The organism is Treponema pedis (assembly GCF_017161325.1).
Classification (GTDB): Bacteria; Spirochaetota; Spirochaetia; order Treponematales; family Treponemataceae; genus Treponema_B; species Treponema_B pedis.
Map to the genome: position 1 here is coordinate 444,386 of NZ_CP045670.1, position 16,287 is coordinate 460,672.

Annotated in this window: 16 protein-coding genes; 10 read left to right on the forward strand and 6 right to left on the reverse strand. The window is 37.3% G+C overall.

The window, feature by feature from the left end:
- Nucleotides 1–191: 191 nt before the first annotated feature.
- Both DYQ05_RS01955 and DYQ05_RS01960 read left to right on the forward strand, forming a co-directional pair.
- Entirely contained in the window at nt 192–2,894 is a 2,703-nt protein-coding gene (locus DYQ05_RS01955; RefSeq protein ID WP_206183734.1) for a valine--tRNA ligase, read from the forward strand.
- Between the two features lie 81 nt (nt 2,895–2,975).
- Nucleotides 2,976–3,281, forward strand: coding sequence for a hypothetical protein (locus DYQ05_RS01960; protein ID WP_020964216.1), 306 nt, complete (start codon nt 2,976–2,978; stop codon nt 3,279–3,281).
- Between the two features lie 27 nt (nt 3,282–3,308).
- Here DYQ05_RS01960 and DYQ05_RS01965 read toward each other — a convergent pair whose 3' ends face one another.
- Both DYQ05_RS01965 and DYQ05_RS01970 read right to left on the reverse strand, forming a co-directional pair.
- Complete coding sequence (locus tag DYQ05_RS01965) at nt 3,309–4,460, reverse strand: DUF8086 family protein (RefSeq protein ID WP_206183735.1); 1,152 nt, start codon at nt 4,458–4,460, stop codon at nt 3,309–3,311.
- Nucleotides 4,453–4,830, reverse strand: coding sequence for a RidA family protein (locus DYQ05_RS01970; RefSeq protein WP_020964218.1), 378 nt, complete (start codon nt 4,828–4,830; stop codon nt 4,453–4,455). Before DYQ05_RS01970 ends, DYQ05_RS01965 begins: the two co-directional genes overlap by 8 nt.
- Before the next feature lie 145 nt (nt 4,831–4,975).
- On the opposite strand from DYQ05_RS01970, the gene DYQ05_RS01975 reads away from it, so the two are divergent.
- From DYQ05_RS01975 to nadD, 7 genes are all read left to right on the forward strand, one after another.
- Nucleotides 4,976–5,734 carry a TrmH family RNA methyltransferase gene (locus DYQ05_RS01975; RefSeq protein ID WP_020964219.1) on the forward strand — a complete coding sequence of 253 codons (759 nt, stop codon included), beginning with the start codon at nt 4,976–4,978 and terminating at the stop codon, nt 5,732–5,734.
- Between the two features lie 35 nt (nt 5,735–5,769).
- A complete protein-coding gene (locus DYQ05_RS01980; protein ID WP_206183736.1) occupies nt 5,770–7,338 on the forward strand; it encodes a hypothetical protein in 1,569 nt (522 codons plus the stop codon).
- Nucleotides 7,339–7,562: 224 nt separating this feature from the next.
- Nucleotides 7,563–7,874, forward strand: a complete 312-nt coding sequence (rplU, locus tag DYQ05_RS01985; protein WP_020964221.1) for a 50S ribosomal protein L21 — start codon at nt 7,563–7,565, stop codon at nt 7,872–7,874.
- 2 nt (nt 7,875–7,876) lie between these two features.
- A complete protein-coding gene (locus DYQ05_RS01990; RefSeq protein WP_020964222.1) occupies nt 7,877–8,266 on the forward strand; it encodes a ribosomal-processing cysteine protease Prp in 390 nt (129 codons plus the stop codon).
- Nucleotides 8,256–8,507 carry a 50S ribosomal protein L27 gene (rpmA, locus tag DYQ05_RS01995; protein WP_020964223.1) on the forward strand — a complete coding sequence of 84 codons (252 nt, stop codon included), beginning with the start codon at nt 8,256–8,258 and terminating at the stop codon, nt 8,505–8,507. The genes DYQ05_RS01990 and rpmA overlap by 11 nt, the downstream gene beginning before the upstream one ends.
- A 106-nt stretch (nt 8,508–8,613) precedes the next feature.
- A complete protein-coding gene (gene obgE, locus DYQ05_RS02000) occupies nt 8,614–9,774 on the forward strand; it encodes a GTPase ObgE (RefSeq protein WP_206183737.1) in 1,161 nt (386 codons plus the stop codon).
- Nucleotides 9,771–10,397, forward strand: coding sequence for a nicotinate (nicotinamide) nucleotide adenylyltransferase (gene nadD / locus DYQ05_RS02005; RefSeq protein WP_024468163.1), 627 nt, complete (start codon nt 9,771–9,773; stop codon nt 10,395–10,397). Before obgE ends, nadD begins: the two co-directional genes overlap by 4 nt.
- 37 nt (nt 10,398–10,434) lie before the next feature.
- Here nadD and DYQ05_RS02010 read toward each other — a convergent pair whose 3' ends face one another.
- The 4 genes from DYQ05_RS02010 to DYQ05_RS02025 all read right to left on the reverse strand — a co-directional run bounded on the left by DYQ05_RS02010 (nt 10,435) and on the right by DYQ05_RS02025 (nt 13,648).
- Nucleotides 10,435–10,692: a putative Se/S carrier protein gene (locus DYQ05_RS02010; protein WP_038176859.1), complete on the reverse strand. Its 258-nt coding sequence runs from the start codon at nt 10,690–10,692 to the stop codon at nt 10,435–10,437.
- Between the two features lie 73 nt (nt 10,693–10,765).
- Nucleotides 10,766–12,040 (reverse strand): double-cubane-cluster-containing anaerobic reductase, encoded by a 1,275-nt coding sequence (locus DYQ05_RS02015; RefSeq protein ID WP_206183738.1) that lies wholly within the window; start codon nt 12,038–12,040, stop codon nt 10,766–10,768.
- A 44-nt stretch (nt 12,041–12,084) separates the two neighbouring features.
- Nucleotides 12,085–12,885 (reverse strand): hypothetical protein, encoded by an 801-nt coding sequence (locus tag DYQ05_RS02020; RefSeq protein ID WP_206183739.1) that lies wholly within the window; start codon nt 12,883–12,885, stop codon nt 12,085–12,087.
- Nucleotides 12,886–12,895: 10 nt separating this feature from the next.
- A complete protein-coding gene (locus DYQ05_RS02025) occupies nt 12,896–13,648 on the reverse strand; it encodes an acyl-CoA dehydratase activase (protein WP_020964229.1) in 753 nt (250 codons plus the stop codon).
- Nucleotides 13,649–14,114: 466 nt separating this feature from the next.
- Here DYQ05_RS02025 and DYQ05_RS02030 point away from each other — a divergent pair, with 466 nt between their 5' ends.
- Nucleotides 14,115–16,256: a methyl-accepting chemotaxis protein gene (locus DYQ05_RS02030; RefSeq protein ID WP_194077055.1), complete on the forward strand. Its 2,142-nt coding sequence runs from the start codon at nt 14,115–14,117 to the stop codon at nt 16,254–16,256.
- Nucleotides 16,257–16,287: the final 31 nt, after the last annotated feature.

Consider the following 16,287-nt stretch of genomic DNA (forward strand, 5'->3'; position numbering starts at 1 on the left):
ATATACTAACTTTAAAATAAAACGGCAAGGGCGGCGGTTTTATGCTAAAAACGGTATGCGGAAATTTTCCGTCAATTGAAACGGCTTTTAAACTTATTATTTCCTTAAAATCGAATTTTTTCCCGCCTCTTTACATTACCCCGATATTGTAGTATCATCTTTTTTTATTATTAACTTTCGGAGAAATAACAATGTCAGAAAAATTAAGCGCAATTGAAATGGAAAAAGCTTACAATCCTAAAGAATTTGAAGAACGTATTTACGATAAGTGGGAAAAAAGCGGCTGTTTTAAACCCGTTAAAAAAGAAGGCACAAAAAATACGTTTACGGTAGTTATTCCTCCGCCCAATGTTACAGGTGTTTTACACATGGGACATGCTCTTGATGAAACTTTACAAGATGTGGCAGTGCGCTATCACAGAATGAAAGGCGATGAAACTCTTTGGATACCCGGAACCGACCATGCCGGAATTGCAACACAAAATGTCGTTGAAAAGCAGCTTAAACAGGAAGGCAAAACGCGCCGCGATTTGGGAAGAGATGCTTTTATAAAACGCACGTGGCAGGTAAAAGACGCTCATCATAAAATTATAACAAAGCAGCTGCGTAAAATGGGAGCTTCGGTAGATTGGTCAAGAGAAAGATTTACCTTAGATGAGGGGCTTTCAAAAGCGGTACGGGAAGTTTTTGTTTCTCTTTACGAAAAAGGTCTTATTTACGAGGGTAACTATCTTGTAAACTGGTGTCCTTCTTGCGGGACGGCCCTTTCCGATGATGAAGTGGAACACGAAGAAAAAAAAGGGGCAATGTATCATATTTATTACGAGCTTGAAGACGGGGCTTGTTTACCGGACGGCTCCGCAAAAATTGAAATTGCTACAACGCGTCCTGAAACGCTTTTAGGCGATACGGCAGTTGCCGTTCATCCCGAAGACGGCCGCTACTCCTCCCTTGTAGGAAAATTCGTAAAACTTCCTCTTACGGATAAAAAAATACCCATAATAGCGGACGAATACGTAGACAAAGAATTCGGTACTGGTGTTGTAAAAATTACTCCGGCTCACGATCCGAACGACTGGGAAGTAGGAAAAAGGCATAACCTGCCCGTCGTAAATATTTTAAATCCTGACGGCACCTTAAATGACGAAGTACCGGAAAAATATCGGGGGCTTACACCTGAAAAAGCGCGAAAAGCAGTTCTTACCGATTTGGAAAATTTAAATCTTTTTAAAGCGGAAGAAAAAATTAAGCACTCGGTAGGCTGCTGCTACAGGTGCGGCACCCATATAGAACCCTACGTTTCAAAACAGTGGTTTGTAAAAATGCAGCCTCTTGCAAAAAAAGCTCTTGAAGCATGGCAAAGAGGAGAATTGAAATTCTATCCCAAAAAATGGGAAAACACTTATTCTCATTGGCTTAATAATATCCGTGATTGGTGTATTTCACGCCAACTGTGGTGGGGGCACCGCATTCCCGTTTGGTATTGCGATGACTGCGGTAAAATGACGGTAAGCCGCACGGATATTTTAGAATGCCCTCATTGTAAATCAAAAAAACTTCATCAAGATGAAGACGTCCTTGATACTTGGTTTTCAAGCTGGCTTTGGCCGTTTTCAACTCTCGGTTGGCCTGAAAAAACAAAGGACATTGAACGTTTTTACCCTACAAAGGCCTTAGTTACAGGTTACGATATTATTTTCTTTTGGGTTTCAAGAATGATAATGGCCGGTTTGGAATTTACGGAACAAGTTCCTTTTAGCGATATTTTTCTTCACGGGCTTGTACGCGACAAACAGGGCAGAAAAATGAGTAAATCTCTCGGCAACGGTATTGACCCGCTTAATATTATAGAAGAATACGGTGCGGACGCTATGAAATTTACCCTTACCTTTATGTGTGCCCAAGGGCAGGATATTTTAATAGACGGCGAGGCTTTTAAATTCGGCTCCAAATTTGCAAATAAAATTTGGAACGCATCCCGCTATATTCTTATGAATCTTGAAGGGAGAACGATTGTTCCGGTAGAAAGAAAAGATTTAAAAGAGCTTGACCGATGGATTTATCATGAATTAAACGAGGCTGCAAAGTCGGTGAGCCTTGCTCTTGACGGCTACCGCTATAACGATGCTTCTCAAACCGTATACGAATTCTTTTGGAATAACTTTTGCGACTGGTATGTAGAAGGAACGAAACTTTCGTTTAAAAACGGCGATGAAGCGGAAAAAAACCGAGCCGCTTCCGTTTTGCTTGCTGTCCTTGAAGAAAGTTTAAGACTTTTGCACCCGTTTTTGGCCTTCGTTACGGAAGAAATTTACTCAAAACTCCCTAAAAATTGTGCCGAAGGAGCCTTGCCGCGCTTTGAAGTTTTAATGACCGCTTCTTACCCTACGGAAAAAAAGGAGCGCATAGATGAGAGCGCCTGCAAACGTTTTAGAGCTATGCAGGAAATTGTACGCAGTATCAGAGCCTTGCGCACCGAATGCGGAATCGATCCTCAGCTTAAACTTAAAACTTCACTTTTTATAGAAAAATCTTCGCCTGCCGAAGCCGCTTTTGAAAATACCGAAATAATAAAAATGCTTTCAGGGCTTGCAGAGCTTAATTTTATTCAAAGCCTTGAAGAAAAACCGGCTTCTTCAATCGGAACAGCAGGAGCGGGCTTTGAAGCCTTTTTAATTACCGGCGAGGCGGTTGATATTGCTCAATTAAAGGTGCGGTTTACCAAAGAACTCGAAAAAAATACTGCAAACGCAGCAAAAATTGAAGCAAAGTTAAAAACGGAAAACTTTGTGAAAAATGCGCCTGAAGAAGTTATTGCAGGCGAAAAAGAAAAACTGGAACAGCTTTTGCGCATGTGCGGAAAATTAAAAGGCTACTTAAAAGCTCTTGAGTAAATTGCGGCTAAAACCTTTTTAAAATTAAACCGGTTGTTTATAGTGATGTTATTATATCCGTAATAAACCGATTTTTACTTAATGCCCGAGGCCGGAGCTGTTGCCGAGTCGGTTCCTTATATCGATGAACCTTTTACATCACTTGATACAAAAACCGAAAAAGAGTGTTTGGATTTTCTGTGTAATGAAATACGGGATAAAAATGTTTTTGTTATTTCGCACAAATTCAATGTATTAAAGGCTCTCACAAAAAGATGTATTGTAATGAAAAACGGAAAAATTATTGAGGAGGGTACGCACGAAGATTTGGAGCAAAAACAAGGTTTGTATTATGAGTTATTGACTAATTTTAATATGCAGCGCAAAGATATAACAATCGAAGCCTAATCGGTATAGAGGGTTGTTGATTTAAAATTATTCTGGCAATGAGGTTACATATAAACCCGTTTTACCTACTTCAAAAAAACGCTGTTCTTCCCAAGCGGCGATAACGGTGTTACCGTAAATTGCAAAATAGGTGTAAACGGTGTTTTTAGGCAATTGGGGCAATTCGATTTTATTCCATTTTTGTTTTTCCGAATCGAGCAGAAGCATTTCCCCTGTAGCGAAAAGAACGGCTTTTTTTATATTTGCATTTTCGTCGCTTTTAAATTCGCACACGCATGCCGAAACATATTCGGCTTCTTCCGAAAAATCTTCTTGTTTTAGTAAATCCGTTTTCGATTTTGAATTTTTTGAAAAAAATTCGGCTCTTATATTTTTATAGCCGCTTTCTTTGAGAGGAACGGCAATTTCTTTTAACTTTTCATTTTGCAAACTTAAATTTAAATCTATAGGAGCGGTGTTTTTAATAACCTCATCTTGGCTTATTTGTAAATAATTTCCTTTTAAAGCCTCATCAAAAGAGTCGAAAGAAAAATAATTAAAAGTTATTCTATCGTTTTTTTCGGTTTTAAAAGAAGCGAACCATTTTTGTTTAAATTCCAAATTAACCAATTGGGCTTCTTTTTCAAGTTTAAATACGGAAGGAAAAATAAGGGGACTAAAACCGTTGTTTACAGTGTTGTATCTGTATAAAGAAACATTTTCATCGCTTGCATTTACGGAAGAGAAAACCGTATTGGTGTAAAACCGTACTAAAAGCCCCTGTTCGGTTTTGTAAAAACCGCCTGCCGTTCTTTTTGCAGCTTCGGTACTTTTTAAAACCGCAGGAGAATTTTCCGTATTAAAATCAAAGGCAGGAAGAATACCTTGTTTGTTAACGAGAAAAAAAGAGGGCTCGTACATAACCGCAACGCTTGAAACCCTTACAGCCTCCGTCCAGGGAAGAAACTCCGCATAAGGAGCGATTTCTGCCGATTCCGTTTTTATAAGTTCTCCGGCTGATGAAAAATAATACCATGCTTCCGAAAGTTTATTTTCTGATTTTGTTTGAGAATTTACGGTACCTGTTGTGTCCGTTATTTGAGAATTTTGTACGGAGCTTCCGTGCTGCTTTTTAGAGCAGCTGCTGAAATAAAAAAGCAATACGGAAGCTAAAATTAAAAATCTAAAAAGATTACGCAAGAGCAATTACTTCAATCTCGACAAGGGCATCTTTCGGAAGGCGGGCAACTTCTACCGCAGAGCGGGCAGGGTGTTTTTCTTCACCGAAAATTTCAGAATAAACCTTATTCATCTCGGCAAAATTATTCATATCGCTTAAAAAAACGGTTGTTTTTATAACATTTCCAAGACTTGTTCCAGCCTGTTCCAATATAGCTTTTACGTTTAATAAAGACTGACGCGTTTGAGCGGCGATACCTTCGGGGAAGGCTCCGGTTGCAGGGTCAAGGGGAAGCTGTCCCGATGTAAAAACCAAACCGTTCGCCTTAATTCCTTGAGAATAAGGCCCTATAGCCGCAGGCGCCTTAGTAGTTGCAATAATTTCTTTCATCTTAAAAACTCCTTATAATGAAGATGTCGGTAGAGGTGTATTTTATAAGAATACTTTTTTTTAGTCAATAAGTTATTTTAAACTTGAATATTTCTTTATTTCATTCCCTCTGTAATATATTTCCGTTTTGGTGTAAAATATCCTTATGGGTAAAAAATTTTTAAAGGAATTACCGGTATGCGGTTTTGAGGCCGTAAAAGCTTTGGGTAAATACCACCCTGAAAAAATTTCGCGTTTATTTTTTGCGGAAAACAGGGTAAAACAGTTCGGAGGGTTATGCAAGTATCTTGCGGAAAATAAAAAATTATACCGTATTGTTTCAGATGAAGAATTGGAAAAACTTTCGGAATCCGTTCACCATCAGGGAGTTACGGCGATGATTTTCGAGCCGATTATTCCGCGTCTTGAACATGCACAAATTGAAGACTGGCAAAAAGAAGGGGCTTCCGTTTTAGTTCTTGACGAGGTCGGGAATGCGAATAATCTGGGTGCAATTATAAGAAGCGCCGCTTTTTTCGGAATCGAAAACTTGGTTTTAACCGAAGAAGATAAACAGGCCGCAATTACAACTTCGGTTTATAGGGTTGCGCAAGGCGGAATGGAATTTGTAAACTTGTTTAGAGTTTCTTCCACGGCATGGTTTTTAAGGCAATGCCGCGGAAAAATCACCTGTATAGGTACGGATTTACAGGCGTATCACGATATAAGCGGTATGCATCGTCTTTTGGAAAAAAACGAACCCTGTGCGGTTGTTTTGGGCAACGAGGAGAGGGGAATAAGCAGCGAAACAAAAAAACTTTGCAACCATCTTGTAAAAATTCACGGAAGCGGAAACATTGAAAGTTTAAATGTAGCTCAAGCGGCAACCCTATTTTGCAGCATATTAAAATCAAAGCCGGAATAATTTTTAAGTGTAAATACAGGAAGGAGAAAGATAAAATGAGAAAAAAAACGACGGAGTATTTTAAGCTTATAAAAGAAAGTATAAAAAGAACTCCTTATATTTTTGCGGTAATCGGAATATTGGGTTTAACGCAGGCTTTTTACAGATATATCCCGGAGGCTTTTATATTAAATTTCATTTTGTTGTTTGCAATTTTCTTTTTATTAAGCGAAACCGTAAGCGGATTGAAAAAAACGCAAAAAATAATTATTTATTTTTTGCTGCCGTTTTTAATAATCGGAAACCATTGCCTTTATCTTTTTACATATAGGGAATATATAGCCGAATTAAGCGTTTCGCTGGTTATTTTCTTTTGCTGCTCCGGTTTTATTTTATATTTTTACGTAAAAGAAAATTTTTTAAACGAATTTAAATCGCGTATTATTCATATTTTATTATCATTATTATTTTTTGCGTCAAGTTACGGTTTAATTTATACAACGGCATATTTTATAGACCATATTTTTAATTTAAAATTGGAATATTACGACAGTATCTTATACCGTTTTGCAAATTCGTTCTCTACAATTATCGGCTCCGTAATACTCTCCTCTTATAAGAAAAAAAACGAATACCGTAACTCTCATTTTTTTACCTTAATGTTTAAAAAAATTCTGCCGGTTTTACTTATCCCCGTACTAAGTTTAGCCGTAATATATTTTTCCAAACTGATTATATGGGAAAGTTATGATTTCGGGTTTGACAACGAGCTTTATTATATAGGTGTAATAATATTTTTCATTATTTTGGCGATGATGCAGCTTTGCGAAGATAATAAAAAACTTTCTAAAATTATTATATTGACAGCCGCGGTTCTTCCGCTCTTATTTATCGCCGTGTTTTTAAAATACAGGCACAATTCTATCGAGTATTGGAGAGCACCCTGCTTTACTTCCGAAACGGCTTATATTATCCATGAAGTTATGCTTAATATCCTGATAAGCGCTTATTGTTTTTATCTTTTTTTTAAAAAGAAAAAAATAGATAATATGCTTATACATCTGGCTTTTTTAGTAGTAATAATTTTATATTTGCCGGCATTCGGATATCATAATTTTTCGCGGTATAAAAATTTTTACGCCATACAAATCGTCAAAGATAAAAATAAATACGAAGAGTTTAAAACCGCGTATAAATATTATAAACAGAGGTATGAAAACAGATTTACCGAAGAAGAGTATAGCGAGACTTTTTTTGTTTATCCTAAATGCTCCTATAGAGAAAATACAAATTCGGAAATTATACTTGATGTGGAAAACTTTAAATTTGCGTTTTTGGGAATGTACCTTGATTTATCTTCGGAAGAAAAAAAGGTTGTAAGCCGCTACGGATATACCTTTGAACTGGACGATACGGGAAAATATTTAAACGTAACTTCGGACGGCGGAAGCTCTTATAAATTCGATATTTATTCCGCGTTAAAACCTTACGAAAAAAAAGAAGCGCCAGAAACGATATTTGAAGAAAAAGAATTTAAAATTCAAATAATCAAGTACGGATTTACCGAAAGAAGGTCGAATTATTTAAATAACTATTTAACATGCGATGTGTTTTTTAAAAAATAAGAAGTTTTAACGGTTTTGATATAAATAAGGGGTCGGTTTTGCAAGGGAAAATTTTTACCGCCGGATGCCGTTTAAAAATTCTTTTTTTCAGTCTATTGACATTCTTTGCCGTTTTTTGATATACTGAACGTCAACCGTTTTAAATTGTTCGATATAACCCGTTAAATATCAAGAACAATAAAAGCAATTACAGAACAAAAGAAAATTTTAAAGAGGTATTAAGAATGTACGCACTTATTGAGTATAAAGGTAAGCAGTATAAGGCTGAAAAGGGTGCAAAAATCGTTGTCGATAAACTTACTTCCGAGGCGGGAAGCAAAATCGATATCGATACCGTACTTTTAGTAAGCGACGGAGATAAAATCAGTGTCGGCTCTCCGTATGTAAGCGGTGCAAAGGTTTCGGCTACCGTAGGTAATACTTTCCGAAGCAGAAAGGTAATTATTCATAAACATAAGGCTAAGAAAAATTATCACAGAACGCAAGGACACAGACAAGGTTATACCTGCATTACCATTGACGATATTACAGGTTAATTATGATAAAAATTCTGCTTGTTTCAAATGAAGAAAATGAATTTTCTAAGTTTGAATCCGGCGGACATGCAGGACAGGCGGCGGCAGGGAGCGATATTGTTTGTTCCGCCGTTACCGTTCTGTTAAAAACGGCGGTTTTAAGTCTTATTTCCGCAGAAAAAAGCGGTTCGGGCTTAAAAATTAAGGTAAAAGCGAAAACTCGGGGTAAACTTTCGGCGGAAGTTTTAAGTTTTTCTCAAGAAGATAAACCGAGATTACGCTATTTGTTTGAATTTTTAACAATGGGTTTAATATCCGTAAAGGAACAATATCCCGATTGTTTGGATTTACAAATAAAAGAAGGGGCAAAAAGCCCGTTTAATAAGATTTTCGGAGGATTATATGGCACGTAAAAAGGGCGGCAGCGGTGCGAAAAACGGAAGAGATTCCAATCCTAAATATTTAGGTGTTAAAGTTTACGGCGGACAAGCTGTTTCCGCCGGTTCAATTTTAGTAAGGCAGAGAGGTACTTCGATTCACCCCGGTGAAAACGTAGGCTGCGGAAAAGATTATACCTTATTCGCAAAAGCCGACGGCGTTGTTGTCTATCACGAAAGAAAGGGAAGAAAACTTGCATCGATTGAAGCAAGATAAATTTTAAAATATGCCTTTTAACGGGCAAAGAACTTCTTTATCTTTTACGAGCCGGTATTTTGCCGGCTTTTTTTGTAAGTTTATAAAAAACTACGGGATTAACATTATGGTAAAATTTGCAGATGAATCTAAGATACGCGTTTCTTCGGGGAAGGGCGGCAACGGCTGTATAGCATTCCGTCGGGAAAAGTATGTTCCGATGGGAGGCCCTGCGGGCGGAGACGGCGGGCGAGGCGGAGACCTTATTTTTGAGATACGCCGTAATATGCGTACTCTGGTTCATTTAAGACATAAACGGGTTTTTAAAGCCCGAAACGGCGGCGGAGGGGAAGGGTCTCAGCGTTTCGGTAAAAAGGGAGAAGACTGTATTATTCCTCTTCCGCCGGGCTGTCTTATAAAAGATGCCGAAACCGGTAAGATTCTTTTGGATTTCGGCGATGCGGAAGAAGGCCGCTTTGTTTTTTTAAAGGGCGGTAACGGCGGGTGGGGTAACTGCCATTTTAAAAGTTCCACAAATCAAGCTCCGAAAACGGCTCTTCCCGGTCAAGAAGGCGAAACCAGAGAAATTATAGTTGAGCTTAACATTATAGCCGATATAGGTTTGGTAGGTTTTCCCAATGCGGGAAAATCTTCTCTTTTGGACTATTTTACCAACGCACGCCCTAAAATTGCGCCTTATCCGTTTACAACAAAAATACCTAACCTTGGAGTTTTACGAGTTGACGATGAGCGTGATATAATAATTGCCGACATTCCCGGTATTCTTGAAGGAGCTTCCGAAGGAGTCGGGTTGGGGTTGCGTTTTTTAAAACATATTTCCCGCTCGGCAGGCTTGGCTTTTTTAATCGACCTTTCCGATGATAATTATTTAAAAGCCTATGAGGTTCTTTGTAAAGAGCTTGAAACTTATTCTCCGGAATTGGCCGGTAAAAAACGGATTATAATTGCGACAAAGCTTGATTTACCGGATACGAAAGAAAGGCTTGCGGAATTAAAAAAATCACTGCCTGAACACAGCATCTTAGGCATTTCGGTTTATAATAATTGGGGCTTGGACGAGGTGAAAAAAGCCTTTATCCTTCTTGCCGACGAAATGCAAAAAATAAAAGCGGAAAAAGAGGACTCCTTAGACCCGTATGCCGTAAATGAAAATTTTATGGAAGCGGAATTAGACGATTTTTCTTACGAAAAAAACGATGAAAATCGGGAAGAAATATCTTTCGGTGCAACTGTCAGTTTAAGCCGTAAAAGGAAGCCGAAAAAATGAAGCTCGCTGTTTTGGGCGGCTCTTTTAATCCCGTTCATTTAGGGCATATTGCCTTAGCTTCCTCAGTGATTAAGGAACTGGGTTATGATAAAATTGCCGTAGTACCGGCATATATTTCGCCTTTTAAACGAAGACAGGCCTTATATAAAAAAGATTTGGCAGGCGCACTCCGTCCTTCCGTAAAAGACAGAATTAAAATGATTGAACTTGCAATAGAAGGCAATTTTAAATTTTATTGCGAAAAATATGAGATAGATAAAGAGGGCGTTTCATACACTATAGATACAATAGGCTATCTTTATAAAAAATTCTCGGTTCCGAATGAAATTTCAGATAAACCTTTAACCGGAAAAATAGGTCTTATTATAGGCGATGACTTAGCCCGTTCTTTTGCTCTTTGGAAAGATTCCGATAAAATTATAGAAAAAACCGATGTTATCGTAGGAAGGCGCGGAGTAAGCGGAATGCTTTCTTTTGATTTTCCGTTTATAGAATTAAAAAACCCGATTTTACCGATTTCTTCAACTCAAATACGTAAAGCAATTTCGGAAGAAAAAGATTTTAAAGCTTTTGTACCGCCTGCCGTTTATGAATATATACGGGAACACGGCCTTTATAAATAATTTATTTGTATTTTTAAAATTCTTTTATATTTTGAATTTAACAAAACCTGTTTCTGTACGGGTTATCTTCATTTTCGCAATCCCAAAATTTTTGAATACGGGTTTTTGTATGCTCGGCGGTTTGCTCTATTATGCTTTTATCGGAAGGATTATAATATAAAATACTTACGCCGCAGCAGGTGCCGGCTGCTCGCGGAGTAGGCGCCATAGTGCATTTTACTCCCGCTTTTTTTATTTCGGAATAAAAGGAAATTGCCGTTTTAGAATCTTCAAAAAATAAATAATGGTTTTTCATTATGCAGTTTTTATAAAATATTTATAAAATTGCCGGTTTGATTTTTTAAATCCTAACCGGCAAAGTATCTGTTTTACGCCAGCATTTCGATAAACGCTCCGATGCGTGTTTTTAATTGTTCCGCATCTTCATCGGTATAATCGGTTTCAATTCCCAAACAGGGAATACCCGCTTTTTGCAATTCCCGTTCGACAAAATAACCTTCGCTGTCATAAATGCTGCAAAACTTTAAATTAAGGTCGATAACCCCGTCAGCCTTGTATTCTTTTGCAAGACGGATAATATCTTCTATGCGCGATTTATTGGGTGTAAAGCAAGCGCAATTTATATGCCCCAAATAACGCTCGGTTAAATTATCTATAAGCTCGTCCATTGTGTTGCCCGTTTCTTTTACAAGAGCTTCACAATAGCGTATGCCGGTACACATTTCTTCGCAAATTACCGCTCCGCCTGACGTTTCTATTATATGATGAACTTTCCAATTCGGAATTGAAAGCGGCGTTCCCGTCAAAAGAATTCTTTTTGTTCCTTTTTTAAAAACCGACACGTCTTCTGTTTTACGCTTATCAAGTTCATCGCAAAGTTTATTTACCATAGAAGTAAACCGTGCAGGGTCATCATAAAATGCAATTTGATGAATGAGTAGCACATCTTTTCCCGAAATAGGAATGTTTTCAAGTTTTCTAAAATTATTTAACCGCTGCAGGGCTTTCCGCTTATTGTTTAATAAGACTATCGCCGCTTTTAATGAGCTTTCCGTAATTTTGTTTCCGGTTAATTCTTCAATGCGTTTAATATAGTTTTTAATTTCGTTTGACCACTTTGTATAATCTTCAGGACGTTTCATTTGCGGAATATCCATAATATACATCGGCGCATCTTCAGCTAAAATTTCCCAAGCCTTTTTCTTTCCGTCGCAAGCGGTTTCTCCGGTGAATAAATCGCAGAGTCTAAAGAAGGGGCAGGTTTTGTCAAAGCGTGCACCTAAAGACGCTTTAATTAAGGGGCACGTTGCAGTGGGCAAAACCTTTTCTCCGCCGGGAACCCAAAACTGCGACCCGGAACAAAGTCCCGTTGCAATAGCTCCTCCGGCGACTACTACTTCATCGGGTACGTGGATACAAAAAGAGCCTACAACCTTTCCTCCTTTTTTTTGAAATTCCACCAATTCCGCAGGCCGTATGCCGTGAATATCGGCAACTACCATATTAAAATAATCCATACCGTCAGGTCTGTTGCCCTGCGATAGATACACATCACCGAATGCTTGCGGCAATACCTCGCAAAGCATGTCGTGCGTTTGAAGATTCATTCCGAGGTCTTCCCACATTTTTCTGTTGTCAGCCATAATTTATACTCCTATTAAAAGATATTAGGCACATTTTTTTTGTTTTAAAAAGAGGCGTTTTTATTCTCCTCTTCGTAATTTTTTTCGTTTTTAAAATTAAAAATACAATTTGCATATCCGTAATCCGAATTATCCCAGCTTCGGTATAGTCTTGCGGAATTGGAATTTATTTCGCTGCAAACGGATTTATAATTTCCGCGAGGGCAAAGAGCCGATATTTTTTGTATCTTCTTTTTTTCATTTCGGAAATTTATTTTTTGTTTAAGCGATTTAAAATATTTTTTACGCATAGATAAATCGGTCATATATTTTGAGTAAAAGGTAAGTAAAAAAACTTCTTCCGTATTTAAATCCGAATACAACTCGATTTCGGTTAAAATGTTTTTAATATAGTCTAAATCGTTTTTTGCTTTTTGTGTTTTGTTTTCACTGTATTGCGTATTGTAAATTTTACATAAGGCTTGTTTTAACTGTTTTTCGTTTTCGTAAATTATAACCGGCTTTTCGGTATTTTCTTTTAAGGTATTGTAAAGTAGCGGGCATTTGTTTTCAATAACGTATGTTTTGCAGGAATATAAGATAGGGCATTTTTGTGTTGTAAGATAAATGAGGGTGCTTTTAATTACATCGCACAAATCCTTTCCTTCATCCTGTTTACCGAAGCGGAAAATATGGGCGTCAACCCCTTCAAGAGGAACGGGAATCAAGCTGCAGCCGTAAAATATTTCTTCGGGAAGTTCATCTCCGAAAATTCCTACAACATTATCATGCGCTAAATAATTTTCGGTACATTCTATATATGCATTACGTCTTAAATCCGATAAAAAATCCTTATCTATAATCATTCCGCTTCTCCTATTTTCCCAAAAGGCAGGCTCCTAAGGCTCCCGCATAAACTGAAAGTTTATCGGAAAAAACTTTTTTCTTTAATTTTTTTTCAATTTCGTTTATTACAAAGGTGCTGCCGCCGAAACCGCCCGTTAAAAAATAATTTTCGGAAAGAGGTTTTCTGTTTACAAGTGAAATTACTTTTGAAACAATTTGATTTATTACACCCATTGCAATATCTTCACGCGGAGTTCCCTTTCCCATTAACGAAATAACTTCAGATTCCGCAAATACTGTACAAGTGGAAGATAAATTTATATCCTTTCCTTTAGAAGCGAGCGTAAACATTTCTTCCAAACTTACACCTAATCTGTTTGCCATAATTTCTAAAAACTTGCCGGTTCCTGCGGAACACTTATCGTTCATAATAAAATCCGTAACGTTTCCGTTTTTTAAAATAATTATTTTTGTGTCCTGTCCGCCTATGTCGATAACGGTTAAATCCTTTTTGCATAAAAAGTATGCGCCTTTCCCGTGGCAGGTAATTTCGGTTACGGTTTTATCGGCAAAGGGAACGCTTATTCTTCCGTAGCCCGTTGCCGTAATTGTTACTTTTGCTCCGTTTAAAGTTTCTTTTATCCAATCGAAAATTGTAAGCCCCGTTTCCTTACTGTTCCAGCCTGAAGGAAGGATTTTTTTGTAGAGAATATTTTGTTTTGTTCCGTCCATAATGACGGTTTTGCTTGCCGTAGAGCCTATGTCAATTCCTGCGTAATACATTCTTTAATTTGCAAGATGTGTAAGAGCTGCAAAATCGCGGCGGTAAAAATTTAAAAGATTTTATATTTGAAGGGAAAAGGCGGGCATAAATGCACGGTTTACCCTTCGTGCCTTATAAACCTTTTTTGAAAGTTTATATGCAGCTGCGGTATGAAGTAAAATTACTTCGCGGGTAAATACTCACTTACGCATTTTGCTCGTCCTTATAAATTGAATTTAAACCTGTTAAGTTTAGGATTATATTTTATAATAAAGTAAAAGAAAGGTCAAGAGAAAAAGATAATTTTTAATAGATAATTTAAGATAGGATTTTTTTTACTTTTCCTATTAAAATAACCGCCGTCGTTTTATATCGATAGAAATTATAAGGATAATATTAAAAAATTCTATTGATTTTTTTATAATTTTTTGATATTATTAGCTTCCGTTGTTTTCATCTTATAATGAAAACGGCAAGGATTAAATGGTGAAAAACAAAATATTTTCAATTCGGCACAAACTTGTATTAAGTCTTACGTTAATAATTTTAACGTTTATTATAGCTATTGTGCTTATTACCGGTTATACCAGTAGACGGAATTGTCTTACACGGTTTTATAACCGCACATCTTCGGAACTTAATCATATAGACTACAGCGTAAGCGTGTTTTTTAATAATACTAAGAGCGTTTTAAGTACTCTTTCGGAGCATTCCGATGTACGCAATGCCGATGATTCTCTTCATAGATATTATTTGGATAAAGAAAATATAAAAGCCGCCGATACAATAAAAAGTGAAAATGAAAAAACCTTAACCGCCTTATTTAAACATTTTTTAGGCAGGTTTGATGAATATGTAGAAGTTTATTTGGGCACGAAATGGGGCGGATATGCTACAAGTTTTGACGGAGAAATGTCGGCAGGGTATGACCCTCGTAAACGCTCATGGTATGTACTTGCTTCCGAAGCCGGAGGAAAAACGATTTTAACAAAGGCTTATTTATCTACCGTAGGCGATATAGTAGTCTGTCTTTCTCGAAGCGTTTATTCTTTTAAAAATGAATTTATAGGAAATATGAGCATCGAGCTTACCCTAAATACTCTTACCGATATGATTTCCAAATCTAAAATCGGAGAAACCGGTTATGTTATACTTGTTCAAGACGATGATGTTATTCTTGCCGACCCGAAACACAAAGAATTTAATTTTAAAAAACTGAATGAAACCGGTGTTAAAGATATGGCAAAACTGGTTTCTTTAAAAAACAGCGGCGCTAAAATCTTTATGGATAACAAAAATTGGTTTACTCAAGTACACACTATAGAAGGGCTTAACTGGAAGCTGATTGCAGTACAGTCGGAAGAAGAAGTTTTACTTGAGCACGCTAAAATGTTAAAACTGATTATTGGTATAGGAGCCGTTTCGCTTGTTCTCTTTATAATAGCCGCCCTGCTTTTTATAAGCGGAATTACAAAACCCATCAGACGCATGGTAAATGCTTTACGGGATATATCCGAAGGAGACGGTAATTTAAACGTAAGGCTTCCGGTAAAAGGTAATGATGAAATTACAAAACTTTCGGAGTATTTTAATAAAACTATAGGAAAAATAGGAGTGGCAATTAAATCGGCTTTGGAAAATACCAATGCTATGAGAAGCATAGGCAAACAGCTTGCCGAAAATATGGGGGAAACCTCCGATTCTATAACAAGAATTAAAGGCAGTGTAGATAATATTCAGCTGCAAATTGAAAATCAAACGGCGAATATAGCTTCAACTTCTCATGCTGTGGATTTAATAGTTAAAACGATAGAAATTCTTGATTCTCAAATCGACACCCAAGCCTCAAGCGTTACGGAGTCTTCTTCCGCTGTTTTGCAAATGGTAGAAAACGTAAGAATGGTAAGCGGAATTTTAGAGAAAAATAAAGACCTTATAGAAAAACTTGAAGAAAAATCTCAAGAAGCTAAAATTTCGGCTGCAAGTTCCGCAAAAATTACACAGGAAATAAGTCTTGAATCGGAAAGCCTTGTAGAAGCGGGAAATGTAATTCAGCATATAGCAAGTCAAACCAATTTACTTGCTATGAATGCAGCCATAGAGGCCGCTCATGCAGGGGAAGCCGGCAAAGGGTTTGCAGTCGTTGCCGATGAAATAAGAAAACTTTCGGAAGAATCGAGCACTCAAGGAAAGACAATAACCTCCGTTTTAAAAGATTTAAAATCGAAAATCGATAAGATTGCGGAATCTTCTGTCAGAGTAGAGCGGCTGTTTACGGAAAGTTTTGAATTAACCGAATCGGTCAGAATTCAGGAAGAAACGGTTATGAATGCAATGTATGAGCAAAGTTCGGGAAGCGATCAGCTTTTACAGGCTATGGAAAATATTACGGGCGTTACCGAAGCCGTAAGACTCGGTTCTCATGATATACTTTCAGGCAGTAACCATATTTCAAAGGAAATGCATAGTTTAACCGGCGTAACGGATAATATTACCTCGGGAATGGCGGCCGTAGTTTCAGGTGTAGAAAAAATAAACAAAGTTGCCTGCGAGGTGAGCGGAATAAGCCGAAAAAATGAGGAAAATATAGAAAATCTTGCGGAAGAGATGAGCCAATTTAAGGTTTAAACCGCTTGTACTTGTATAAAAGACTGCTTTG

Coding starts and splice junctions, on each gene's coding strand:
- rplU (WP_020964221.1), top strand. CDS start 7,563: ATGTACGCACTTATTGAGTATAAAGGTAAGCAGTATAAGGCTGAAAAG.
- DYQ05_RS01990 (WP_020964222.1), top strand. CDS start 7,877: ATGATAAAAATTCTGCTTGTTTCAAATGAAGAAAATGAATTTTCTAAG.
- obgE (WP_206183737.1), top strand. CDS start 8,614: ATGGTAAAATTTGCAGATGAATCTAAGATACGCGTTTCTTCGGGGAAG.
- DYQ05_RS02010 (WP_038176859.1), bottom strand. CDS start 10,692: ATGAAAAACCATTATTTATTTTTTGAAGATTCTAAAACGGCAATTTCC.
- rpmA (WP_020964223.1), top strand. CDS start 8,256: ATGGCACGTAAAAAGGGCGGCAGCGGTGCGAAAAACGGAAGAGATTCC.
- DYQ05_RS02025 (WP_020964229.1), bottom strand. CDS start 13,648: ATGTATTACGCAGGAATTGACATAGGCTCTACGGCAAGCAAAACCGTC.
- DYQ05_RS02015 (WP_206183738.1), bottom strand. CDS start 12,040: ATGGCTGACAACAGAAAAATGTGGGAAGACCTCGGAATGAATCTTCAA.
- DYQ05_RS02020 (WP_206183739.1), bottom strand. CDS start 12,885: ATGATTATAGATAAGGATTTTTTATCGGATTTAAGACGTAATGCATAT.
- DYQ05_RS01960 (WP_020964216.1), top strand. CDS start 2,976: ATGCCCGAGGCCGGAGCTGTTGCCGAGTCGGTTCCTTATATCGATGAA.
- DYQ05_RS01970 (WP_020964218.1), bottom strand. CDS start 4,830: ATGAAAGAAATTATTGCAACTACTAAGGCGCCTGCGGCTATAGGGCCT.
- DYQ05_RS01975 (WP_020964219.1), top strand. CDS start 4,976: ATGGGTAAAAAATTTTTAAAGGAATTACCGGTATGCGGTTTTGAGGCC.
- DYQ05_RS01955 (WP_206183734.1), top strand. CDS start 192: ATGTCAGAAAAATTAAGCGCAATTGAAATGGAAAAAGCTTACAATCCT.
- DYQ05_RS01980 (WP_206183736.1), top strand. CDS start 5,770: ATGAGAAAAAAAACGACGGAGTATTTTAAGCTTATAAAAGAAAGTATA.
- nadD (WP_024468163.1), top strand. CDS start 9,771: ATGAAGCTCGCTGTTTTGGGCGGCTCTTTTAATCCCGTTCATTTAGGG.